The sequence below is a fragment of the Amycolatopsis sp. NPDC051903 genome, from assembly GCF_044452505.1.
In the GTDB taxonomy this organism is placed as follows: Bacteria; Actinomycetota; Actinomycetes; order Mycobacteriales; family Pseudonocardiaceae; genus Amycolatopsis.
The window spans coordinates 44,004-68,414 of record NZ_JBITBT010000014.1; the positions used below are offsets into that span (position 1 = coordinate 44,004).

The following is a 24,411-nucleotide window of genomic DNA, read 5'->3' on the forward strand; positions in this document are numbered from 1 at the left end:
AAACCGGGTCAGATCAGGCCTTCGCGGATCGCGTAGGCGACGGCGTGGGCGCGGTTGCGCAGTTCGAGCCGCACGGTCATCTTGCTGATGATGTTCTTCACCGTGCGCTCGCTGTAGCCCAGCTGGTGGGCGACTTCGCCGGCGGAGAGGCCGTCGGCGAGGAACCGCAGGATGTCGGTCTCGCGGCGGTCGAGGCGGGTCTGGCGGGCGGCCGCGTGGGTGAGGCGGCGCACCTGCGTGGTCAGGCGCTCGACCGGGTCCGCGGGGTGCGCGCCGGCGGCGTCGAGGACCGCCTGGATCACCGCTTCGCTCCGGGTCGTCGCCTTGTCCAGGACCGTGACGACGCGGTGCTGGGCGAGCTCGCCGACCGGGAGGTCGTCGAGGCGGCCGATGACGAGCACGGTCGGGATGTCGAGGGTGGCGGCGACGCGCTCGAGGATGTCGCTCGTGCGGGGCGTGAGCCGGTCGGTGACCACGAGCGAGACCTCGGCGCCCATCGGCCGCGTGCGGTCGACGATGGTGACCTCGGGCCTGCCGTCGAAGTAGCTCTCCAGGCACGCGCGCGTGAGCGCGTCGGAAACCGAGAGCAAGGTCCGTACGGTCCCCGTCCGCAGGGTCTGGTTCATGGCACCAGCATGCGCGCGCGCACTGATCATCCACGGGGTGTGCGGTGCCGGGCGTTCAGTGGTCGTTCAGTCGGCACGCAGAGGACCCCTTCGTGCTGCCCGTTCGGCCACCGCGCCCGGAAAAACCTCGACTCCGCGGTGGTGATCGAGTTTGATGCCCGTGGGGGCAGGTGGGTTCCTCCGGGGACCCCGGACGACGAGCTGGTGCGAACACATGGACGACGTCTTGGCCGAGGTGGCCGAACTGGGGCTGGCCGCGAAACTGACGCCGGTGGCGGGCGGCGCCGCCCCGGTGTGGCGGTGCGATCTGCTGCGCGACGGCGTGGCGCTGTCCGACGGGCCCGGCTACGGCGCGGGCGCGGACGCCGAGAACGACGCCGTGCTCGACGCGTTGACCCGCCGGTTCGCCGGCGCCGCGTGGCTGCGCCCGGCCGACGTGCGCGCGGTGCCCGCGCCCGAACTGGCGACGGGCCGGCTCGCCGATGACGAGACCGTGCGCTCGCTCGCGCGCTACACCGACCTGCCCGTGGGCACCCTGTCGTACCGGCGGCTGCTGCCGACCGGGCCCGGCCCGCTCGCGTCGGTGCCCGCGCTGCTCGCGATCAGCGACTACGGCCGCGGCGGGCACATGCTGCTGCGCCACTCGGTGGGCGACGTCGTGGACTACGACGCGCTCGGCACCCGGCCGGCGGTCGCCGCGTGGGCCGCCGCGGGGACGCGCGCCGAGGCGACCGTGCGGGCCCTCACCGGGCTGTTCGACCACGACGCGCACAACGCGATGCTCGCCGGTTCCCGGCCGGCCCTGCTCGACCCGGGCACGCTGCCGCCGGACCTGGCCGCGCTGCTGGCGTCGGCGGCGCTCGCCGCGGGCGGCCCGGTGCGCGTCGCCGACCTGACGCCCCAGCTCGGCGTGCCGGCCTACCTCGCCGGCGACCGCGCCGTGTGGGGTTCCGGTGTGTCGTTCAGCCGCCGGCGCGCGCTGACCGGTGCGTTGACGAGCCTGCTGCGCCGCGCGGCCGCGTGCCCGGCCGCGCGGCTGACTCCGGTGGCCGAAGCGGCGGAACTGGTGCCCTACCGCGAGAACAACTTGAGCGGCACGGCGCCGCAGCTGCTCGCCGAGCTGCTGGACAGCCTCGCCGCGCGGGATCTCGCGGCGTTCCAGCGGGAGCACCACACCGGGCGGGTTTCGGTGGTGCACGTCCTGGTGCCCGGTTTGCGCTGTCGCGACCAAGGGCTGACCGCCGTCTGAACGGAGTGTGACCCGGTTCTCGTGAACCGGCCGGCGATGCCGTCCGTATAGGGAAGAGGACTACCTTGTCCCGGGCGGAAAGGAAACCCGTGTCACTCTCCACCAGCACCGACGACCCAGAGCGCTCCGGCGAGGACGCGGAAGTCCCGCCGCCCGGACGGAGCCGCGCGCGCCGCGTGGCGGCGGTGGTGCTGACGGTGGTGGCGGGGTTGCTCGTGTTGTTCGCGCTGGTCGCGCCGGACAACCTGGCGGAGCTGACGCCCGCGGCGTTCGTGCGGATCCCGGTGGAGGCGCTGGTCGTCACGGCGCTCGCGCTGGTGCTGCCGCCGCGGTGGCGCCGCGTGCTGGCCGGTGTCGTGGGCGCGGTGCTCGGGGTGCTGACGGTGCTGAAGCTCGTGGACATGGGCTTCAACGAAGTGCTCTCGCGCCCGTTCGACCCGATCCTCGACTGGAGTTTCGTGAGCGCGGGCCTCGATTTCCTGCGCGGTGAGGTCGGCGGCGCCGGCGCCGTGGCGGCCGCGATCGGGGTGGTGCTGCTGATCCTGGCGGTCGTCGTGTTCACCGTGTTCGCCGCGCTGCGCCTCACGCGCCTGGCCGCGGGCCGGCGCACCGGGTCGACTCGGGTGCTGGCCCTGCTGGGTGTCGTGTGGATCGTCGCGGCGGTGTTCGGGGTGCAGCTCGCGCCCGGCCAGCCCATCGCCTCGCGCAGCGCCGCCGCGCTCGCGTTCGCCGACCTGCGCCAGGTCGGCACCGACCTGCACGACAAGCAGGAGTTCGCCGCGCAGCTCGCTTCCGACCCGTTCCGCGAGGTGCCGGGCGACCAGCTATTGCAGGGCCTGCGCGGCAAGGACGTGCTGCTGACGTTCGTCGAGAGCTACGGCCGCTTCGCGATCGAGGGCTCCGACATCGCCCCGGCCATCGACGCCCAGCTCGACGCCGGCACGCAGCAGCTCGCCGCCGCGGGCTTCTCCGCCCGCTCCGGTTTCCTGGACTCCGCCACCTTCGGCGGCGGCAGCTGGCTCGCCCACTCCACCGTCCAATCAGGAACGTGGGTCGACAACCAGCAGCGCTACAACACCTTGCTCGGCAGCGACCGCCTGTCGCTGACGCGCGCCTTCGGCAAGGCCGGCTGGAAGACGGTGCAGGACGTGCCCGCCCACACGGAGCCCTGGCCCGAGGGCAAGTACTACGGTTTCCAGCAGTACTACGACTTCCGCAACGTCGGCTACCAGGGCCCGGGCTACGCCTACGCCACGATGCCCGACCAGTACACCCTGTCGTTCCTCCAGCGCACCGAACTCGCCGCGCAGAACCGCAAACCCGTGATGGCCGAAGTCGACTTCGTCTCCAGCCACGCCCCCTGGTCCCCGCGCCCCACCCTCGTCGACTGGAACAAAGTCGGCGACGGCTCGATCTTCGACCCGCAGCCCGCCCAGGGGGAGGACCCCGAACAGGTCTGGAAGGACCCCAACCAGATCCGCCACGCCTACGGCAAAGCCATTCAGTACACTTTGGACACCCTGGTCTCCTACCTCAAGACCTACGGCACCGCCAACACCGTCCTCGTCTTCCTCGGCGACCACCAGCCCCCGGTCGTCACCCCCGCCGGCGTGAGCCACCAGGTCCCCATCACCATCGTCGCCAAGGACCCCTCCGTCCTGAACCGCATCTCCGACTGGCACTGGACCCCGGGCCTCAAACCCGCACAATCCGCCCCCGTCTGGAAAATGGACACCTTCCGCGACCACTTCCTGACCGCCTTCGCCAAGTAGGACACGGAACGCACACGGCAACGCCCCTACGCCACCCACCAGCGCACCCACCCCACCCCGGCCGCACCGATCTACCCAACCCCCAGTGCACCCAGGCCCCGCCCTGCACCTCGATCCCCGCCTTCTCCGCGGTCTGGACCACGTGTCAAGGTACTCTTTCCCGCCTTGACACGTGGTCCAGACCGTGGCGACCATCAAGGGTCGGGGTGCCCCTCGCAACCACCCCGGGCGCAACGTTGCGCGCCAGCGCAACGAGCCGCCCCCTGCCAACTCCCACCCTCCACCCGTTGGCAACTTCCCCGGTCCCGGGCCACCACGAAAATCCGAACCTTCACACCACCCCGTAGCGCCCAGACCCTTCGCAGGCCTAACCTTCCCCGCAACCGGTCCCCACCGGCGTCCCCACCGCCGTCCCCCCGGGACCCCCGTCCCACCGTTTCCACTTCGCTACCCAACAGATACTTCCGCCTTGAAAATGTTTCCTTTATCCTGGATCCAATCGCCAATCCGAGAGGAAGGGCCTCCATGACCGATCCCCACTCCGTCCGGGCGGATCTCGTCACCTGCACCAGCCTGCTGGTCTTCAAGGGCGTCCTCGACTACAGCGGCCACCTGTCCGCCCGGGTGCCGGGCACGACCGACCGCGTCTACATCCAGCCCCGCGACGCCAGCCGGGCCGCTCTGAAACCGGAAGACCTGCTGGTCGTGGACCTGGACGGCAACCTCGTCGAAGGCGAGCTGCCGCCGCCGGCCGAGACGGCGATCCACACCGGCGTCTACCGGGCGCGGCCGGACGTGAACTTCGTCTGCCACGGACACCCGACGCTGTCGACGTCGTTCTCGATGGTCGAGCACCCGCTGCTGCCGATGCGCCACTTCGCGTACAAGTTCCCCGACGGGCTGGCCGTGCACCCGGACCCCACGCACATCCGCTCCCGCGAGCAGGGTGACGCGGTGGCCAAGACCCTGGGTGACGCCGGCGCGTGCCTGCTGCGCTCCCACGGCACGGTAGTGGTGGCCAAGCGGGTGCAGCAGCTGCTGATGGACTGCCTCGACCTCGAGGAGAACGCCCGCACGCTGCTCATCGCCCGGCAGCTCGGCACACCGCTGCCGCTCACGCCCGAAGAGATCACCCAGGTGGCCGAGAGCTACGACCGCGGCGGGCACCGCCCCGGCAAGCTCTGGGACCACTACGTGCACCTCGGCCGCCAGGCCGGCGTGCTCGCCGCCTGACCCGCTCCACCGTCCACATCGGACGCACGCTACACCCGGCCGTAGCCGCGAAACCCCGCTGCGGCAGTCGTTGTGCGCACCTTCGAGGTCCACAGTGCACAGCGCGTGCACTCGTACGTCATCCCCGAACCCGAACAGTTCACGGCCGGATAAGTTGACCCTCGTGTCGAATGGATCCAGGCTCCAACTGACAAACCGGAGGAGGTAGCGGTGTCCCTCACCGAAGACACGAGCTTGGCCAGTTCCGCTCCGGACCGGGCCGGACCCCCGGCGCCGGCCACCCGCAGGTTCCGGATCCCGTGGAACGCGAAGGTCCGCCGGTGGGTGCTGCCCATCGCGTCGGTCGTCGTGTTCCTGGGCGTGTGGCAGATCTTCGGCGCCCAGGTCAACCCGATCCTGCTGGCCACCCCGTCGGCCGTCGCGTCGTCCTTCGTGGACATCATCGGCAACGGCGAACTCGGCGCGGCGTTCCTGCGGGCCATGGAGGTGCTCGCCGCGGGCTTCGGCATCTCCGCCGTGGTCGGTATCGCGGTGGGCGTGTGGATGGGCCGGCGCGAAACCGTGGCTCGCGTGCTCAACCCCTACGTGAGCTTCTTCCAGGCGACGCCGCTGATCGCGCTCACCCCGCTCGTGGTGATCTGGACCGGCATCGGCTTCGTCTCGGAAATCACGATCACGTTCCTGCTCGCGGTGTGGTCGATCATCATCAACACCGCCGAGGGCACGCGCAACACCCCGGCGATCCTGCTCGACATGGCGAAGGTCTACCGGGCGGGGGAGTGGTCGGTGGTGCGCCACGTGGCGATGCCCAACGCCGTGCCCTACATCTTCGCCGGGCTGCGCATCGCGCTCGCGAAGGCACTGATCGGCGTGATCATCGGCGAGATGGACATCAGCCTCAAGGGTCTGGGCGGGCTCATCCAGAACTACGGCGACTCGTTCCAGACCGCGCCGCTGCTCGCGTCGATCATCAGCTCCTCGATCGTCGGCGTCGTCGGCACGATCATCCTCGAGGTGCTGCGCCGCAGGCTCGCCCCGTGGTCCTCGAACGCCTCCGCCCACACCCGGGTCTGAAAGCCCGGCCAGCCACCGAAAGGTCCGCCATGAGCGCACCCACGGCCTGCATCGAGATCGAGCACGTGTCCAAGCGCTACCAGCGCCCGGGCCGCAAGGCCGAGAGCTTCCTCGCCGTCTCCGACGTGCACCTGGACATCCGCCAGGGCGAGTTCATCTCGCTGATCGGGGCGTCGGGGTGCGGCAAGACCACGTTGCTGCGCATGATGTCCGGTCTCATCCCGGTCGACGACGGGCAGATCCGCATCAACGGCAACCCGGTGGACGGCGTGCCGCCCTCGATCGGGTTCGTGTTCCAGGAGCCGGCGCTGCTGCCGTGGAAGACGGTGCGCGAGAACCTGGCCTTCGCGTTGAAGGCCAAGGAACTCGGCCCGGCCGAGGTCGACGCCGCGATCGCCGCCAAGCTCGAGATGACGAGCCTGCAGGACTTCGCGGGCTACTACCCGTCGGCGCTCTCCGGCGGCATGCAGCAGCGCGCCGGGCTGGCGCGGGCGCTCGCGTGCGACCCGGACGTGCTCTTCATGGACGAACCCCTGTCCGCGCTCGACGCCTTCACCCGGCGCCGGCTGCAACAGGACATCGCCACGATCATCCAGGGCATCGGCGCGACCACGGTGCTCGTGACGCACGACGTCGACGAGGCCGTGTTCTTCTCCGATCGCATCGTGGTGATGGGCACCTCGCCCGGCTCCGTCCGCGACGTGGTCGAGGTCCCCTTCCCCAAACCGCGCACGCACGCGGAACTCCTCGGCGACCCCGAGGTGGCGAAGCTGCGCGACCACGTGCTGGGCATCGTGCTCGGCCTGCACTGAAACACCCGCTCGAATCCCCTCTCCCCGTCTCCACCCGAACCGTCCAGAAAGGAGGGTCCGCGATGTCCGCACCCGCTTCGCGGCGGCGCCGCAGGGCGCTCGTCGCCGGCGCGATCGCCGCGCTGACCGTGTCGCTGGCGACCGCGTGCAGCTCCGGCGACGCGGCCGCCGGGACCGGCGACAAGCTGCCGACCTCGGCCGACGGCACGCCGAACCTCAAGGGCACCACCATCCGCATCGTGACCGGCGCGGCCCCCGCCATCGAAGACACCAAGATCGCGCTCGTCGCCCAGGTCCTCAAGGGCTGGGGCGCCGACGCGACGATCGTGAACCAGACCGGTGACCCGGCGGCGATCCGCGTGCTGCTCGCCGGCGACGCCGACATCGGCACGCTCGCCGTGTCGTCGTCGATCAACTCGGGCCTGAAGATCTTCGGGCCGAGCCAGCCGCGGCTCGACTACCACTTCATCGGCGCGCCTTCGCTCACCTCGATGAAGGACCTGCCGGGCCACGTCTACGGCACGTCGAACGTGCACGGCGTCGAGGCGCTGATGTTCGCCGACCTGCTGGCGAAGAACAAGATCGATCCGAAGTCGGTCACGACGACCGTGGCCGGTGGTGCGTCGGTGCGCGTGAGCGCGATGCTCACCCACCACATCGACGCGACGTTCGCCCACGCCACCGACGTCTCGAAGCTGACCTCGGCCGGCTTCCACGACCTCGTGACGATGTCGAAGACCGCGCCGGAGCTCGCGGACTCGTTCCTCGCGACCTCGCCGCAGTGGCTCGCGAGCCACGGGGCGCTGGCCGTGGCGATCGACCAGGCGTGGATCAAGGCGGCGCAGATCTTCAACACCGACAAGGACCAGTGGGTCAAGGCCGCGGTCGTCTACGCCAAGGCGGACCAGAAGGAAGCGTCCTCGACCTACGACGCGCTGAAGGCGGCGGACACGTTCCCGGCGTCGAAGAGCGCGTACTCGGAGGCTTCGGCGAAGACGCAGGAAGACCTGGCCAACCAGGTCGGCGCGATCACCAAGGCCCCCGCCACGTCGGTCTGGGTCGACACCGCGACCTGGGACAAGGCGACGGCGGCGATGAACCTCGGGTGACCCGCCCGGGGATCGGCTCGCCGGGGTCGGTCCGATAATGGATCCAGGATACGATTGTCCGGTCTACCTGGACGAACGGAAATCGCTTGACGGCCGGGTGCGCCGGTCGAGGGGAGGCTAGTCACGATGGCTCAGCGTCAGTCCGGCGGAGCCGGCGGAGCCGGCGGGGGCACGGGCAGCGGCGCCGGTGAGGGTTCCGCGATCACCGGCCGCGCCAGTTTCGACGAGGTCGTGTCGCGGTTGTCGAGCGGTTACCGGTCGATCGGCGACATGGTCTACGAAGTGCTGCGCCAGGCGCTGCTCTCCGGGGCGTTCGCCCCCGGGGAGCACCTCCGGCAGGAGGCGCTCGCCACCGCGATCGGGGTCTCCCGGCTGCCGGTGCGGGCGGCGCTGCTGCGGCTCGACGCCGAGGGGCTGGTGGAGTTCCACCCGCGCCGCGGCGCCGTGGTCAAGACGCTCACGCCGGAGCAGCTCATCGAGATCTACGAGCTGCGCGACCTGCTCGAGACCCACGCGCTGCGCAAGTCCATGAAGACGATGACCCCGGAGCGGATCGCCAGCCTGCGCAAGAGCGCGGAGGTGCTGGACTCCGAGGAAGAGGGCGAAGGCTTCCTCGACGTCCGGGTGCGGTTCTACCGGGAGCTCTACGACGCCGAGCACAACCCGCGGCTCGTGGAGCTGATCGAGGACCTGCGCAGCAGCGTCGGGCGCTACCTGCTCGGCTGGCGGGTCTCGGGCCGCCGCAGTCACCACGGCCGGCACACCACGCTCGTGGACCACGTGGAGCGCGGTGACGCCGCGAAGGCCGAGGCCTCCCTGCACGAGCACCTGCGCGAGGTGAGCGAGGGCGTCGCGAAGATCCTTTCCGGCGAAAGCGATCGCGAACCCGACAGCGAATTCCCCGCCTGACGGTATCCGCGCAACCCGAAAAACCGCATTCGAAAAACAATTCCGCACCGCGTTTTTCGCGGTGTTCCCCAAACGTGTTCGTCAACCCGGCCGAATGGCCGGGCAGGTACCCCCTGCCCGGAATCCGGCGGGCAGGAGGGAACGGAAACAGCATGAGAACTGACGAGGTCTCCTGGTTCAGCGACGGCGAGCGCGTCAGCGGCCTGTGGCGCACCCCGGACGAGGGTGAGGGCCCGTACCGCGTCGTCGTGCAGGGCCCCGGCTGGCTGGGCCTGAAGGACGCGAAGCTCTACGTCCGCTACCACCAGGCGCTCACCGACGCCGGGTTCGCGGTGCTGGTGTTCGACTACCGCGGGTTCGGCGACTCCGGGGGTGATCCGGAACTGCTCTCGCCGGCGCGGCAGCTGGCCGATCTGCGCAGCGCCGTCACCTACGCCGAAGCGCGGCCGGACGTGCTGCCCGACTGCATCGGCGCGTTCGGCAGCGGCGGCACGGGCGGGGGCAACGCGGTGCTGCTGGCTTCCGTCGATCCGCGCGTGCGGGCGGCGGTGAGCCAGCTGCCCGTGGCCGACGGCGGCGACTGGCTGCACCGCATGCGCAGCGAATACCAGTGGCTCGACTTCCTGGCGGAGCTGGCGGCCGACCGGCGCGAGCGCACGCTGCACGGCGCGGGCCGGCTCGTGAACCCGCGCGAGGAGATCATGGTGCCGACTTCGGAGCGCCGGGCCACCAGCGTCAAGTCCGATGTGGACGGACGGGTGCCGAAGCAGGTGCGCCTCGCCGCGGCGGAGGAGATCATCGCCTACCGCCCGGCCGAGGCGGCGGCGACGCTGGACACGCCGCTGCTCGTGATCGGCGTGGAGAACGACGCCACCACGCCGACCGACCACGCGGAGCGGATCTACGAAGCCGCCCGCGGGCCGAAGGAACTGATCATGCAGCGGCACACGAGCCACTACGCCGCGTACGACAAGTACTGGACCGCGACGACGCCGCGCATCGTCGCGTGGTTCGAGCAGTACCTCCGCCCGGCCGACGTGGTCGTGCGGTCGAGCAAGCGGGGGGAGCACCCCGTCGTTCTGGAGGTGAAGGCATGACTATCGATCTCCGTGTGGCCGGTGGCCGCGTGCAGTTGCCCAGCGGCGCCGTCGACGGCGACCTGCTGGTGAACGAGGGCAAGGTCGTCGGCGTCGTCGCCGGCTCGGTGGAGGTGGCCGACGTCGGGCGCACGGTCGACGCCACCGGGAAACTCGTGCTGCCCGGCATGGTCGACGTCCACGTGCACACCCGTGAGCCCGGGTTCACGCACAAGGAGGACATCCACACCACTTCGCTGCAGGCGGCCGCGGGCGGGGTCACCACGATCTTCGGGATGCCGAACCTGAACCCGCCGACCACCACGGCGCAGACGCTGCGCGAGGTGTTCGACCTCTACGCCGAGAAGTCCATCGTGGACTGGAACCACAACCCGGCCGCGACGCAGCCCGACGAGATCGCGCCGATGGCCGCGATGGGCGTGAACGCCTACAAGATCTACATGGTCGTGGACACCGGCCGCACCTACCCGCACCCGGCGGGCACCGGCATGCACGGGCACGGCGACCTGCTGCGCATGATGGACACGATCGCCAAGACCGGCAAGCGGTTCATCATCCACCCGCACGACCAGTCCCTGATGGACTACATCGAAGGGGAATACCTGGCGCGCGGGGAGAACACGCCGCAGGGCTACGCGTCGGCCTACGCCGCGCGCAACGGCGTCATCTGGGACACCGCGATCGAGGTCGTGCTGCGGCTGGCCGAGGCGTCGGGCTGCCCCGTGCACCTCGCGCACATCCAGACGCGCCGGTCGGTCGAGGCGGTGCGCCGGGCGCGCGAGCACGGCGTGGACGTGACGTGCGAGGTGAACCACTGGCTGCCGTTCCTGTCCACTTGGGACGACGTCGAGAAGCTCGGCCCGTACGCGCTGTCCTACTGGGTGCCCGACGACGGCCGCGAAGCCGTGTGGGACGGCCTGCGCGACGGCACGATCGACATGTTCTCCTCCGACCACGCGCCGCACACGCGCGAGGAGAAGGAGATCGGCTGGACGAAGATGTGGAGCTCGCACACGGGCACCCCCGGCATCCAGTACTTCTACCCGCTCACGCTCGACGCGGTGAACAAGGGCCTGCTCACCCTCGACCGCGCGGTGGAGCTGGTGGCCGGCGCGCCGGCGGACAAGTTCGGTCTCTCGGGGGTGAAGGGCGCGCTGACGCCGGGCTGCGACGCGGACTTCGTGATCGCGGACCTCGACGCGCCGTGGACCATCGCAGGCGACGGCGTGCTGTCGAAGATCGGCTGGACCCCCTACGACGGCCGGCAGCTCACAGCCGCGATCGAGCAGACCTACGTGCGCGGCACCGAGGTGTTCGCGGACGGCAAGGTGACCGGCGAGGCCGGGCACGGCAAGCAGGCGGTGTCAGGAAAGGTGCAGAACGCATGAAGTTCGGACTGCTGCTCCCGCATTTCGGCGAGCACGCCACGCGCGACAACGTGCTCCAGGGCGCGATCATGGCCGAGAAGGCCGGGTTCGACTCGGTGTGGGTGCGCGACCACCTGGTGTTCGAGCCGCACGGCGAGATGGAGAAGCCCAACCGCACGTTCTACGACGCGCTCACCACGCTCACCGCGATCGGTGCGGTGACCGAGCGCATCGAACTGGGCACGGGTTCGCTGATCCCGTTCCGCCACCCGCTCGTCACCGCGCTCATGACGGGCACGATGACCCAGCTGTTCGGCCCGCGCGTGATCCTCGGCTTCGGGGCCGGCACGTTCGACCACGAATTCGAGGCCATCGAATGGGGTGAGCGCGACCGCGTCGAGCTCGTGCGCTCCAACGCGGAGATCTTCAAGCGCGTGTTCACCGAGAACAACGTGGACTACTCGGACGCGAACTTCTCGTTCACCGACGTCTCGATCGAGCCGAAGCCGCTCGGCGGGCGGGTACCGTTCTGGTATTGCGGCGCGACGCCGCGGTCGGCGCGGCTCGCGGTGGAGTTCTGCGACGGCTGGATGCCGGGCCGCATCTCGATGGCGACGCTCGACAAGCGCGTGCGGACGATGCGGGACCTGTCGGAGCAGGCCGGCCGGACGACGCCGACGGTGGCCGTGATCCCGCCCACGTCGATCGAGCGCACGTACGAGGAGGCGGTGAAGCACGTGAACATCCCGGGCCTGCTGGCCTGGGCGAACAAAGCCAAGTTCGCGGTCAAGCCGCCGTCCGGCCGGTTCGAGACCGTGAAGGATCTCTCAGGTCAGCTCATCGTCGGGACCCCCCAAGATGCACTGGAGGAGATCGACCGCTTCGCCGCTACGGGGGTGGAACACCTGGTGTTCGACTTCCGGTTCAAGTTCGACCGGTGGTTCGATCAGATCGAGCTGCTGGGGTCGGAGATCATCGGCAAGGTGAACGCGGGAGTCTGAGAGAGGACGAGGTCCATGGTGAGGTTCGGGTACAAGGCGTCGGCCGAGCAGTTCGCGCCGGCCGAGCTGCTGCGCTACGGCGTGCTGGCCGAGGAGAACGGGTTCGACTCGGTGTTCGTGAGCGACCACCTGCAGCCGTGGCGCCACGACGGCGGGCACGCGCCCGCCGCGCTGCCGTGGCTCGGCGCCCTCGGCTCGGCGACGCAGCGGGTGGTGCTCGGCACGAGCGTGCTGACGCCGACGTTCCGCTACCACCCGGCCGTGGTGGCGCAGGCGTTCGCGACGCTCGGGTGCCTCTTCCCGGGCCGGGTGGTGCTGGGCATCGGGTCGGGCGAGTCGATGAACGAGTCGCCGCTGGGCATCGAGTGGCCGGAGCCGAAGGTGCGCTTCGGGCGGCTGAAGGAGGCGATCGAGCTCATCCGCACGTTGTGGACGGAGGAGCGCGTGGACTTCGAGGGCACGTACTACCGCACCGAGAAGGCGACCGTGTACGACCGCCCCGACGTCCCGGTGCCGCTGTACATCGCGGGGTCCGGCCCGGCGGCCACGCGCCTGGCCGGCCGCCGCGGTGACGGCTTCATCACCACGAGCGGCAAGGCGCCGTCGCTGTACACGGACACGCTGCTGCCCGCGGTGCGCGAAGGTGTGGAGCAGTCGGGCCGCGCGATCGGTGACCTCGACCTGATGATCGAGGTCAAGGTGTCCTTCGACGCCGACGCCGGGCGCGCGCTGCAGGACACGCGGTTCTGGGGCGCGCTCGCGCTGAAGCCGGAGGAGAAGACGGGCGTCGAGGACCCGGTCGAAATGCAGCGGCTGGCCGACGCGCTGCCGATCGAGCGGGCCGCGAGCCGGTTCATCGTGTCGTCCGACCCGGACGAGCACGTGGCGGCGATCAAGCGCTACTTGGACCTGGGGTTCACGCACCTGGTGTTCCACGCCCCCGGGCCGGACCAGGAGCGGTTCCTCAAGGCCTACGGCACCGAGATCCTGCCGAAGCTGCGCGAGCTGGTGTGACCGCGGTGCGGGGCCCGGCGTGCGCGCCCGGGCCCCGCACCGTCCACAGTGGTCAGCGGGCCGGGACCGGTTCCGGGCGCGCCGCTGCCCGGCGGTCGAGCGTGCCCGAGGCGACGGCCAGCGCCAGCGCGACGACCGTCATGGCGGCGCCGACCCAGTTGGTCGAGGCGTAGCCGTACCCAGCGGCGATGACGACGCCGCCGAGCCACGCGGCGAGCGCGTTGCCGAGGTTGAAGGCGCCGATGTTCACCGCCGAGGCGACCGTGGGAGCGGCCTCCGCGCTCGCCAGCATCCGCATCTGCAGCGGTGGCACGGTCGCGAAGCCGAACCCGCCGAGCAGGAACAGCGTGACGATCGCGGGCACGGCCGCGTGGGCGGTGAAGGCGAACACGGCCAGGACCACCGCGAGCGCCACGAGCACGGTGTACATCGTCGGCATGAGCGCGCGGTCGGCGAACTTGCCGCCGAGCAGGTTGCCGAGCACGAGCCCGACGCCGAACAGCACGAGCAGCCAGCTGACGGCACCCGCGGGCAGGCCGGCCACGTCCGTCATCATGGGCGCGATGTAGGTGAAGCTCGCGAATACGCCCCCGAAGCCGAGCACCGTCGTGCCGATCGCGAGCCACACGCGGGCGTGGCGGAACACGGCGAACTCCGCGGCGATGCGCGTGCCTTCCGGGCGCGGCGTGTCGGGCACGAGCGCGGCGACGCCGAGGAGGCCGAGCACTCCGAGCCCGGCGACGACCCAGAACGTCGCGCGCCAGCCGAGGCCCTGGCCGATGAAGGTGCCCATCGGCACGCCGAGGACGTTGGCGAGCGTGAGGCCGGTGAACATGAGCGCGATCGCGCTGGCCTTCTTCTCGGGTTTCACGAGGTCGGCCGCCACGACGGCGCCGACGCCGAAGAACGCGCCGTGCGTGAGGGCGGCGACGATCCGCCCGACCACGAGCACTCCGTAGGTGGGGGCCAGCGCAGACAGCGCGTTGCCGGCGATGAACACGGCCATCAGCAGCATGAGCAGGTGCTTGCGGCGCATGCGCGTGCCGAGGGCGGTCATCGGCAGGGCGCCGGCCGCGACGCCGAGCGCGTACCCCGTGATCAGCCACCCCGCGGCGGGGATGGACACGCCGAAGTCGGCGGCCACCTCGGGCAACAGCCCGGCGATGACGAACTCCGTCGTGCCGATGCCGAACGCGCCGATGGCCAGCGCGAGCAGGGCAAGCGGCATGGGACTTCCTCCTGATGCGTGGACAACTACCGTCGTTGACAATAGTTGCACGCGCTGGATATTGCCGTGCGGTGTGATCAGGGGAACTCGGCTCGCGGCAGCACTTCGTCCCCGTCGGCCGGACGAGGGTGCGCGGCGCCGTGGTCGGGGGGATCAGCCGGCGAAGACGTGCCGGTCGAGGAACGCGTTGCGGAACTTGCCCGCCGGGTCGAGGCGGGTGGCCAGGGCGCGGAACGCGGGCAGGCCCGGGTAGGCCAGGTCGAGCGCTTCGCCGTGGAAGAGCTTGCCCCAGTGCGGGCGGGCGGCGAACGGGGCGAGGCGGGCTTCGATGAGCGGCAGGAGCGCCTCGACCTCGGGCTGGCGCGGCTGCCAGGTGAAGTGCAGCGCGACGCGGTCGCCGCCGGTGGTGGGACTGAGCCAGAACTCGTCGGACGCGATGGTGCGGATTTCGGAGACCAGCAGCAGTTCGGCGATGCGGTCGCCGATGCCGCGCAGGGCCTCGAAGGCCGCGGCGGCGTGCGCGCGCGGCACGAAGTACTCCGTCTGCAGTTCGGCGCCGACGCTCGGGGTGAAGCCGAGGCGGAAGTGGGGGAGGCGGTCGTACCAGGGGCCCGGGACCCCGTGCTGCTCGGTGGTGTTGCCGGCCGGGACGCCGGCGGCGTGGGCGGGGTGGCGGGGGCCGTCGGCGGGGACGGCGCCGAACAGCGAGCCCGGCGGCTCGGCCCCCGGCACGCGGTTCTTCAGCCACACCTGGTCGACCACGTCGCGGGCCCAGTTGGTGAACAGGCTGACGCTGTAGCCCGCCGCCTGGATCTCGTCGAAGTGCGCCAGCGCTTCGGACCACGGCAGGGCGTCGTACACGTCCTGGCGCACGGAGAACGCCGGCACCAGGTCGAGCGTCAGCCGGGTGACGACGCCGAGCGCGCCGACGCCGACCACTACCCCGGCGAAGTCGGTGTCGCCGCGGGAAAAGGTGTGCGGCGAACCGTCGGCGGCGAGCAGTTCGACGGCGGACACGGCCGCGGCGAGGCCGGGGTGGCGTTCGCCCGAGCCGTGGGTGCCCGTGGCGACGCTGCCCGCGACGGTGATGTGCGGCAGCGACGCGAGGTTTTCCAGCGCGAACCCGGCCTCGTCCAGCTGCCGCACGACGTCGCCGTAGCGGGCAGCGCCGCCGAGCGTCACCGTGGCCGCCTCCGCGTCGATCGTCACCGGGACGTCGAGCCCCGACGGGTCGAGCAGCAGACCCGGGGTGTCGGCGACGTCGTTGAAGCTGTGCCGGCTGCCCAGCGCCTTGACCCGGTCGGCGGCCGCGACGAGCTCCCCGGCTTCGTCGAGCGACCGCGGGGTCAGGACCTCGCGGGCCCCGTAGGTGAGGTTTCCGGCCCAGTTGGTGCGCGCACTGTCGATCACGAACGCCCAGCCTAGGCCGGGCTCGCCAACGGCGGCGGATCCGGGCAGACTTGTCTTCATGCTTCCCGAACTCACGGAGCGCTGACATGCATTCGGCCGGCTTGGTACTGCACCCGAAGCGGGACTCGGCCCCGGCGGTCGAGGCCGTCCTCGGGTGGGCCGCGAACCGCGGGATCAAGATCCTCGGGATCGCCGAGGAGATCGTGCGGCTCGACTGCAAGGCCGTCGGCGTGTCGGCCGACGAGCTCGCCACGCAGTCCGACCTGCTGGTGAGCCTCGGCGGCGACGGCACGATGCTGCGCGCGATGCGCCTGGCCGACGGCCAGCACGCGCCCGTGCTCGGCGTGAACCTCGGCAAGCTCGGCTTCCTCGCCGAGGTCGACGTGCCGGACCTGCCTGGCGCGCTGTCGGCCATCGACGCGCACGAGTTCACCGTCGAACCCCGCCTCGCCGTCGACGCGACGATCGGCGGCCGGTCCGTGACCGCCTTCAACGACGTGGCCGTGGTCCGGGTGCCCGGTGACGGCGGCGCGCTCGTCGCGGTGCGGGTGAACGAAGAGCAGTTCGTGAGCTACGCGGCCGACGCGGTCATCGTCGCCACGCCCACCGGCTCGACCGCCTACAGCTTCTCCGCCGGCGGCCCGATCACGAGCCCCGCCGTCGAGGCCCTGCTCGTCACGCCGGCCGCCCCGCACTCGGCGTACGGCCGCGGCGTGGTCCTGTCCGTGCACGACACGCTCGCCCTCGAGGTCCTGCCGAACAGCGGCCGCCTCGCGGTGGAGGTCGACGGCATCGTCGAGGGGTACGTCGACCCGGGCGAGCGCATCGAACTGTGCGCCCGGCCCAGCGCCGCCCGCGTGGTCCGCCTGGGCCGCACCACGTTCTTCCAGCGCGCGCGCCGCAAGCTGCGCCTCACCGACTCCGCGGAGATCCCGCCTTCGCTCTGACGACCGTCCTCTTCGGACACCGCCGAACGGCGCAGGGTGCTGCGCCGTTCGGCCTCGGCCCCGGCTCCCGCGGGGTTGTCCTTTTTTGTCGGAACGACGTTGCAGACGTGTGAAACCCGACCCGGAACGCTTGCCCGCCGGTGCCCTGCCCGCCCAGAATCCTCCGACGGTGCATCCGGTGGCGGAGGAACGGGGGAGAGGTGACGGCTGACGCGCGTGATCTCCCCGCCGTCGGCACGCCCCGGCTCATCGGCCGCGACCACGAGCTCTCCCGGCTCACCGCCGCCCTCGACGAGCCCGGTGTCGTGCTCGTCTCCGGCGAAGCGGGCATCGGCAAGAGCAGGCTCGTGCGGGAACTGCTGCCTTCGCCGGGTGTGCTGGTCGCCCGGTGCCCGCCGCTGCGGGAAGCTCTCACGCTCGGTCCGATCGTCGACGCGCTGCGCCAAGCCCGCCCCGGCGTCGCCGGTCTGGACCTGAGCCCGCTGGCCGGCACGCTGCGCCCGCTCTTCCCCGAATGGGACCTGCCGCCGGCGCCCGAAGGCCTCGCCGACGCGGGGGCGGCCCGCCACCGGCTGCTGCGCGCGCTCGGCGAACTGCTCGACCGCTTCGAGGTCGGCGTGCTCGTGGTCGAGGACGTGCACTGGGCCGACGAGACGACGCTGGAGTTCCTGCTCTTCCTCGCCGCCCGCCAGGACCGGCGCCCCGGGCTCGTGCTGACGTACCGGCCCGACGAGGTGGGCGACGACAGCCTGCTGCTGCGCCTGTCTTCGCGTTACCCGCGCATCACGCTCGGCGCGCTCGACGTGGCCCAGACCGCGGACCTGGTGTCGTCGATGCTGGGCGACGAGCGCGTGTCGGAACCGTTCGCGCGGTTCCTGCACCGGCACAGCGACGGCATCCCGTTCGCGCTCGAGGAGTCCGTGCGGCTGCTGCGCGACCGCGCCGACCTCATCCGCCAGGGCGGCGAGTGGATCCGCCGGTCCCTCGACGAGATCGCCGTGCCGCCGACGATCCGCGACGCCGTCGCCGAGCGCCTGGGGCGGCTCACGCCCGACGCGCAGGCGGTGCTCAAAGCCTGCGCCGCGCTGTCGACCCCCGCGACGGAGGACGACGTCACCGAGGTCTGCGGGCTGCCCGCCGAGCGGGCGGACCGGGCGATCGACGAGGCGGCGCGCAGCGGCCTGCTCGCCGACGACGAGCGCGGCCGGCTCGCGTTCCGGCACCTGCTGGCCGCCAAAGCCGTGTACGACGGCATCGGCGGACGCGAACGCCGTGAGCTGCACCGGCGCTCGGGCCGGGCGCTCGCCGCGCGAAATCCGGCGCCGGTCGCCGTGCTGGCGCACCACTTCCGCGAGGCGGGCGAGACGGCGAAGTGGTGCGAGTACGCCGAACGCGCGGCGGATCTCGCGCTCGCGTCCGGTGACCACCACACCGCCGTGTCGTTCCTGCACGGCCTGCTCGCCGAACCCGAACTGCCACCGACGGCGGTGGCGCGGCTCGCGCGCAAGACCCCGCTGTTCGCGTTCACCGGGTACCTCGGCCGCGTCGACCTCGTGCGCACGGTGCGCGGCGTGCTCGACAGCGCGGTGCTCGACCGCCACGAGCGCGCCGAGATCCGCAGCCAGCTCGGCCGGTTGCTGATGCACGCGGGGGACTACGCGACCGGCGCCGCCGAGCTGACCCGCGCGATCCCCGACCTGGCGGACAACCCGGTCGCGGTCGCACAGGCGATGGCGGTGCTCGGCCGTCCCGCCGGCACGGCGTGGTCCGCACCGGAGCACCGGGAATGGCTCGACCGCGCCGAAACCGTCATCCGTTCGGCCGTGCCCGAGGACGAACGGCTGTCGTTCATCGTGGACCGGGCGACGGCGTTGCTGGAGATGGGCGACGAAGCGGGCTGGGCCGTCGCGGCGACCGTGCCCGAAGACGACCCGCGCGATCCGCTGCAGAGCACCCGCGGCCTGCTGAACTTCGGCGACGCCGCCCTGCACTGGGGCCGTTACGGCGAAGCCCGCGCCAAGCTCACGCGCGGGGCCGAACTGGCGCAGCGGCACGGGCTGCAGCGGCTGCGCGACATGGTCCTGGCGACGCTCATCCGTCTCGACTGGCTCACCGGCGAGTGGCGCGGGCTCGCCGAGCGCGTCGCCGAATTCGCCGACCTCGCCGAGGAACCGCTCATCCAGCTCGACACGACGCTCGTGGGCGCGTTGCTGGCGGCGGCCACCGCGCCGGGGCCAGACGTCGGCCGGAGGCTGACGCTCGTGCTCGACGAGACCAAAAAGCGCGGGATCGCCGACATGCCGCTCGAACCCGCGGCCGCGCTCGCCCGGCTGCACCTCGCCGCCGGCCGCGTCGCCGAGGCGCTCGAGGTCACCGAGGAACCGATGGCCGTGGTGGCGCACAAGCAGATCTGGCTGTGGGCGCAGGAACTCGCGCCCGTGCGCGTCGAAGCGCTGCTCGCCGCCGGGCGCGGCGCGGAAGCGGAACACCTCACGACGGAGTTCGCCGCGAGCCGTTCCGGCGCGACGGTCGCGGCGGCGGCGCTGGTCTGCCGGGCGCTCGTGACGCAGGCGAGCGGGGAGCAGGTGCGGGCCGCGGCGGAGTGGGCCGCCGCCGCGAGCGCGTGGGCGGAGCTGCCCCGGCCCTACGACGCGTTACTGGCCCGCGAACGCGAAGCCGCGTGCCTGTTCGCCGGTACCGGCACGCGGGCCGAAGGGCTCGATCGCCTCGAAGAAGTCCTGACCGGCTACGAAAGGCTCGGCGCGACGGCCGCCGCCGAACGCGTCCGCGCCACCCGGGGCGAGCACGGCGCCACCCCGCCCGTGTGGCGCGGCGGCCGGCGCGGTTACGGCGACCAGCTCTCCCCGCGGGAGCTGGAAGTGGTGCGGCTGCTGCTGACCGGCCTGACCAACCCGGAGATCGCGCAGGTGCTCTCGCGCTCGCCGAAAACCGTGGCCGCGCAGCTGAACTCGGCGATGCGCAAGCACCGCGTCACCTCGCGCACGGCGCTCGCGGTGAGCGCGACCCAGGCCGGGATCAAGCCCGCCACCCGGACCGCGCCCGCAAATTAGGTCATCCGCCCAATCGCGAACACGGCGTGGGCGCCCCGATACTTCGCCGGTGAACGCGACGAGACCCGACGATGACCGCGCGGTGGACTGCACCACTGTCACCGGCGGCACCGTGCCTCCCCGGCCCGCCGCGGGAACGGATCCCCACTCCACCACCGCGGATCCCGCCGCAGCCGCACCGCGGCCCGGCGAACGGTCCGGCCGCGCGGACGAGGACCACGGGCGCGAACTGCCCGCGGGTTACGAACCCCTGTGACGCCCCGGCCCGCGCGGGCGAACGGAAGGAAACCCTCCTTGAGAGTCCCCCGGGGGCGCCTGCTGGCGCTCGCTGTCCCGGTGCTGGCCGGCCTGGCGCTGGTCGTCGGCACCACCCAACCCGCCCTCTCACCCGGCGGTGACGACCCGATCGCGGCCACCGCGCCGGCGTCCGCGTCGTCGGCCGCGCACACCGCGCGCGACGCGACCGCCACGTCCGGCGACGCCAAGCCCGCCGCCACCGCCAAGGCGACCCAGGCCACGACCGGCAAAACCCCCGCGAAGCCGCCGAAGGCGCTGTACGCGCCGGCCGGCTGCAACCCGGCCAAGCCGAAGCCGCACACCGTCACGTGCAACTCGCTGTTCAAGGCGGGCACGGACCTCCGCCCGCTGACCAGCGCCACCGGCCCGCTGGCGGATTCGCTCGGCCCGGCCGACATCCGGGCCGCCTACGACCTGCCCGACGGTGGCGCGGGCAAGACCGTCGCGATCGTCGACGCCCTCGGCGACTCCCACGCCGAAGCCGACCTCGCCGTGTACCGCGCGCAGTACGGCCTGCCCGCCTGCACCGGCGACAACGGCTGTTTCCGCAAGGTCGACCAGCGCGGCGGGATCTACTTCCCGGCCGACGACGAGGGCTGGGCGCAGGAGACCTCGCTGGACCTCGACGCCGTGTCGGCCGCCTGCCCCGCGTGCCACATCCTGCTCGTGGAAGCGGATTCGACGAGCCCGTACGACATCGTCGTGGCCGTGGACACCGCGGTGAAGCTGGGCGCGAAGTTCGTGTCGAACTCCTACGGCATCGACGGCGAGGACCCGGAGGAGGGCACGCTCGACTCGCACTACAGCGTGCCCGGCGTCGCGATGGTCGCCTCGACCGGTGACCACGCCTACGCCAGGCAGGACTGGCCCGCGTCGAACCCGGACGTGGTCGCCGCCGGGGGCACGAACCTCTACCGCGACCCGGCGAACCCGCGCGGCTGGAGCGAGCAGGCCTGGTCCGACGCCGGCTCGGGCTGCTCCCCGTACGAGGCGAAACCCGCTTACCAGCAGGACGTGGCCACCGGGTGCGCGAACCGCGCCATCGCCGACGTCTCCGCGATCGCCGACCCGGCGAGCGGCTTCGCGATCTACGACACCGGCAAGACCGGCGGCTGGGGCCAGGTCGGCGGCACGAGCCTGTCCTCGCCGCTGATCGCCGCGATGTACGCGCTGGCCGGCGACCCGCGGCCGGGCACGAACCCCGCGACCTACCCGTACTTCAACCACGGCAACGACCTCTACGACGTTACCGAGGGCACCAACGGCACGTGCGGCACCGTGCTGTGCACCGCCGGCCCCGGCTGGGACGGCCCGACCGGCCTCGGCTCGCCGCACGGCGTCGCCACGCTCGCCTACACTCCACAAGGGACGGTTGACGGGCACGTCCGCGACTCCGCGGGCGCGGCGATCGCGGGCGCCACGGTGACCGCGACGGGCACGGTGACCGGCAACGTCTACCACGCCACGACCGACGCGCAGGGCGCCTACCACCTCGCCGTCGCGGCCGACTCCTACCAGGTCCAGGTGACCCGGTTCGGGTACGAAGCCGGCAGCGGCTCGCTGTCCATCGTGGACGGTCAGGCGGCCACGGCGGACTACGCGGTCACGAAGATCGCCACGCAGACCGTCTCGGGCACCGTCACCGACGGCTCCGGCCACGGCTGGCCGCTCTACGCCAAGATCACCATCGACGGTTACCCCGATGGCGCGGTGTACACCGATCCGTTCTCGGGCCGCTACAGCGTCGACCTGCCCCAGGGCGCGGACTACCAGCTGCACGTCAGCCCGGTCCTGCCCGGCTACCGGCAGCTCGACCCGAAGGTGACCGTCGGCGACGCCGGGGTGCGGCAGAACTTCACCGCGACGATCGATCCGGACGCGTGCACCGCGCTCGGTTACGGCCACGCCGCGCTGACGCACTTCGACGGCTGGCTCGGCACCACGCCGAAGGACGGCTGGACCCTCAGCAACGCCGACCCGGCCTCGACCGGGTGGGTCTTCGACGACGACACCGAGCTGTACAACTTCATCAGCAGCGGCAACTACGCGCTCGCCAGCCCGCTGACCCGCGACGGCAAGGCGGAGGACACCACGCTCGGCTCGCCGGCCGTGGACCTGACCGGCGACTCCGCGCCGGTGCTGTCGTTCGGTGGCGTGTACGTGCCGGACGCCGGGACCTCGTTCGACGCCGACCTGTCCCTCGACGGCGGCGCCACGTGGGCGAATGTGTGGCACCAGACCACGAGCGTCGTGCAGTCGCAGGTGTCGATCCCGGTTCCGCAGGCCGCGGGCAAGCAGTCCGTGCGCGTGCGGTTCCACTTCAAGGGCGGCGGCGGTTCGCTCGCCGAGGTCGACGACGTCGTGATCGGCTCGTGCTCACCCGTCGACGGTGGCCTGGTCGCGGGTGCCGTCACCGACGCCAACACCGGTCAGCCGCTCGACGACGCGACGGTCGCCGACGCGGCTGCCGCGGCGCACTCGGCGGTCAGCACGGCGACGCCGGACGACGCGGCGCTGGCGGACGGCTTCTACGAACTGTTCGACACCACCGGCGCCCACCAGTACACGGCGAGCCTGCCGCGCTACACGTCGCCGGCGCTGTCGACGACCACGGGGCTGAACTCCGTGGCGCGCCAGGACGTCGAGCTCAAGGCCGGGCAGCTGGCCGTCGGCTCGACGGGGCTGGCCGTGAGCAAGACGATGGGGCAGGTCGCGACCCAGACGGTGAAGCTCACCAACTCGGGCACGGCAGCGCTGCACGTGTCGCTCGGGGAGCACGCCACCGGGTTCACGGCGGTCGACCCGTCGGCGGCCGCGGGCTGGCAGCCGATGGCGAACGTCCCGGAGTTCACGTACAACAGCGCACTCGGGGCGTACCAGGGCAAGGTCTACAGCGCGGGCGGCATGCCCATGCACATGCTCTCGCCCTCGGCGCGCAGCTACGTGTACGACCCGGTCACCGCGGCGTGGTCGCCGATCGCGGACATGCCGGAACCGGTGATGCGCGGCGCAGCGGCGTTCCTGAACGGTTCGCTCTACGTCGTCGGGGGAGCCGGGATGCCCGGAATCCTGTCCACGACGTACGCCTACCACCCGGAGACGGACACGTGGTCGCGGCTGGCGGACCTGCCGGCGAAGCTCTACGGCGGCACCGCCGCCACGCTCGGCGGGAAGCTGTACGTGGTCGGCGGTTGCGTGACGGTGTGCGGCCAGGACCCGGTGAAGTCGGCCTACGTCTACGACCCCGCGCGCAACACGTGGTCAGCGCTTCCGGACTACCCGGAGGCCGAGAGCGACGCGGCGTGCGCGGGTGTCCACAGTGAACTCGTCTGCGCGGGCGGTTACCTCTCCGGCGGGGTGAACACGAGCTCGACCTACGTGTTCAAGCCCGCCGCCGGCACGTGGACGAAGGTGACCGACGCGCCCTACACCGTTTCGCAGATGGCCTACAGCGGGGCGAACGGCCGCCTGCAGCTCGCCGGTGGGTTCACCGGCGGCGGCCCGAAGGTGCCGCTCGGCGAAACCGCGCACACCGTCGAGTACGACCCGGTGAGCGACAAGTGGTCGTCGCTGCCGGACCTGCCCCAGGAGTACTACGGTGGTGGCCGCGGTGCCTGCGCGCTGTACCAGGTCGGTTCATTCGTGCCGGCGCTGCGCACCACGGCGGTGCTGACGGGCTACGACCAGTGCGGAGACGACGACGCCGGCTGGCTGTCGGAAGCGAGCACGGAGCTGGACCTCGCGCCCGGCGCCACGACCAAGGTCACGGTGACCGTCGACTCGGGCAAGGTCACCCAGCCCGGCAAGTACACGGCGACGATCGCGCTCGACACCGATTCGCCGTACGCCGTGGCGGCCCTGCCCGTCTCGCTGCAGGCCGCGCCGCCCAAGGCGTGGGGCGAGCTGTCGGGTGACGTGACCGACGCCGCGTCCGGGGCGCCGATCGCGAACGCCACGGTGCAGGTGTGCACGATGGTCCACAACGGAGTGTGCGGCGAAGTGTCTTACACCCTCAAGACCGACGCGCACGGCCACTACCGGCTGTGGCTGGACAAGGGTTACAACCCGCTGGTGGTCACGGTCGCCGCCAACGGTTACCAGCCGCAGTTCCGGCAGACGAAGGTGCAAGCCGGGCAAGCCACGGTGACGGACGTGGCGTTGCCGAAGATCTAGGCAGGGCAAGGAGAACGAGCGG

At 71.7% G+C, this 24,411-nt stretch carries 18 protein-coding genes; 15 read left to right on the forward strand and 3 right to left on the reverse strand.

Annotation, left to right across the window (positions count from 1 at the left end):
• Nucleotides 1-8: 8 nt before the first annotated feature.
• Nucleotides 9-626, reverse strand: a complete 618-nt coding sequence (locus ACIA77_RS26850) for a LuxR C-terminal-related transcriptional regulator (protein WP_395888740.1) — start codon at nucleotides 624-626, stop codon at nucleotides 9-11.
• Nucleotides 627-840: 214 nt separating this feature from the next.
• Here ACIA77_RS26850 and ACIA77_RS26855 point away from each other — a divergent pair, with 214 nt between their 5' ends.
• From ACIA77_RS26855 to fgd, 11 genes are all read left to right on the forward strand, one after another.
• Nucleotides 841-1,875, forward strand: coding sequence for a YcaO-like family protein (locus ACIA77_RS26855; RefSeq protein ID WP_395888741.1), 1,035 nt, complete (start codon nucleotides 841-843; stop codon nucleotides 1,873-1,875).
• 89 nt (nucleotides 1,876-1,964) lie between these two features.
• On the forward strand, nucleotides 1,965-3,647 hold the full coding sequence (locus tag ACIA77_RS26860; RefSeq protein WP_395888742.1) for a sulfatase-like hydrolase/transferase: 1,683 nt from the start codon (nucleotides 1,965-1,967) through the stop codon (nucleotides 3,645-3,647).
• 525 nt (nucleotides 3,648-4,172) lie between these two features.
• Entirely contained in the window at nucleotides 4,173-4,880 is a 708-nt protein-coding gene (locus tag ACIA77_RS26865) for a class II aldolase/adducin family protein (RefSeq protein WP_395888743.1), read from the forward strand.
• 210 nt (nucleotides 4,881-5,090) lie between these two features.
• The gene (locus ACIA77_RS26870) at nucleotides 5,091-5,954 is read left to right on the forward strand and encodes an ABC transporter permease (RefSeq protein WP_395888744.1); all 864 of its coding nucleotides are present in this window, start codon (nucleotides 5,091-5,093) and stop codon (nucleotides 5,952-5,954) included.
• Nucleotides 5,955-5,983: 29 nt separating this feature from the next.
• Nucleotides 5,984-6,766 (forward strand): ABC transporter ATP-binding protein, encoded by a 783-nt coding sequence (locus tag ACIA77_RS26875; protein WP_395888745.1) that lies wholly within the window; start codon nucleotides 5,984-5,986, stop codon nucleotides 6,764-6,766.
• Nucleotides 6,767-6,828: 62 nt separating this feature from the next.
• Nucleotides 6,829-7,875 carry an ABC transporter substrate-binding protein gene (locus ACIA77_RS26880; protein WP_395888746.1) on the forward strand — a complete coding sequence of 349 codons (1,047 nt, stop codon included), beginning with the start codon at nucleotides 6,829-6,831 and terminating at the stop codon, nucleotides 7,873-7,875.
• Nucleotides 7,876-8,001: 126 nt separating this feature from the next.
• Nucleotides 8,002-8,784 (forward strand): GntR family transcriptional regulator, encoded by a 783-nt coding sequence (locus ACIA77_RS26885; RefSeq protein ID WP_395888747.1) that lies wholly within the window; start codon nucleotides 8,002-8,004, stop codon nucleotides 8,782-8,784.
• 152 nt (nucleotides 8,785-8,936) lie between these two features.
• Nucleotides 8,937-9,881: an alpha/beta hydrolase gene (locus ACIA77_RS26890; protein WP_395888748.1), complete on the forward strand. Its 945-nt coding sequence runs from the start codon at nucleotides 8,937-8,939 to the stop codon at nucleotides 9,879-9,881.
• The gene (locus ACIA77_RS26895) at nucleotides 9,878-11,269 is read left to right on the forward strand and encodes a dihydroorotase family protein (protein WP_395888749.1); all 1,392 of its coding nucleotides are present in this window, start codon (nucleotides 9,878-9,880) and stop codon (nucleotides 11,267-11,269) included. The genes ACIA77_RS26890 and ACIA77_RS26895 overlap by 4 nt, the downstream gene beginning before the upstream one ends.
• Nucleotides 11,266-12,249, forward strand: coding sequence for an LLM class flavin-dependent oxidoreductase (locus ACIA77_RS26900; RefSeq protein ID WP_204089696.1), 984 nt, complete (start codon nucleotides 11,266-11,268; stop codon nucleotides 12,247-12,249). The genes ACIA77_RS26895 and ACIA77_RS26900 overlap by 4 nt, the downstream gene beginning before the upstream one ends.
• Before the next feature lie 15 nt (nucleotides 12,250-12,264).
• A complete protein-coding gene (gene fgd / locus ACIA77_RS26905; RefSeq protein ID WP_395888750.1) occupies nucleotides 12,265-13,263 on the forward strand; it encodes a glucose-6-phosphate dehydrogenase (coenzyme-F420) in 999 nt (332 codons plus the stop codon).
• Between the two features lie 52 nt (nucleotides 13,264-13,315).
• Here fgd and ACIA77_RS26910 read toward each other — a convergent pair whose 3' ends face one another.
• Both ACIA77_RS26910 and ACIA77_RS26915 read right to left on the reverse strand, forming a co-directional pair.
• Complete coding sequence (locus ACIA77_RS26910; protein WP_395888751.1) at nucleotides 13,316-14,491, reverse strand: MFS transporter; 1,176 nt, start codon at nucleotides 14,489-14,491, stop codon at nucleotides 13,316-13,318.
• 153 nt (nucleotides 14,492-14,644) lie between these two features.
• On the reverse strand, nucleotides 14,645-15,901 hold the full coding sequence (locus ACIA77_RS26915) for an FAD-binding protein (RefSeq protein ID WP_395888752.1): 1,257 nt from the start codon (nucleotides 15,899-15,901) through the stop codon (nucleotides 14,645-14,647).
• A gap of 86 nt (nucleotides 15,902-15,987) precedes the next feature.
• Here ACIA77_RS26915 and ACIA77_RS26920 point away from each other — a divergent pair, with 86 nt between their 5' ends.
• The 4 genes from ACIA77_RS26920 (at nucleotide 15,988) to ACIA77_RS26935 (ending at nucleotide 24,389) form a co-directional block, all read left to right on the forward strand.
• On the forward strand, nucleotides 15,988-16,848 hold the full coding sequence (locus ACIA77_RS26920) for an NAD(+)/NADH kinase (RefSeq protein WP_395888753.1): 861 nt from the start codon (nucleotides 15,988-15,990) through the stop codon (nucleotides 16,846-16,848).
• Between the two features lie 200 nt (nucleotides 16,849-17,048).
• Complete coding sequence (locus tag ACIA77_RS26925) at nucleotides 17,049-19,919, forward strand: ATP-binding protein (RefSeq protein ID WP_395888754.1); 2,871 nt, start codon at nucleotides 17,049-17,051, stop codon at nucleotides 19,917-19,919.
• 49 nt (nucleotides 19,920-19,968) lie between these two features.
• Complete coding sequence (locus ACIA77_RS26930; protein WP_395888755.1) at nucleotides 19,969-20,175, forward strand: hypothetical protein; 207 nt, start codon at nucleotides 19,969-19,971, stop codon at nucleotides 20,173-20,175.
• Between the two features lie 38 nt (nucleotides 20,176-20,213).
• Nucleotides 20,214-24,389 (forward strand): carboxypeptidase regulatory-like domain-containing protein, encoded by a 4,176-nt coding sequence (locus ACIA77_RS26935; RefSeq protein WP_395888756.1) that lies wholly within the window; start codon nucleotides 20,214-20,216, stop codon nucleotides 24,387-24,389.
• Nucleotides 24,390-24,411: the final 22 nt, after the last annotated feature.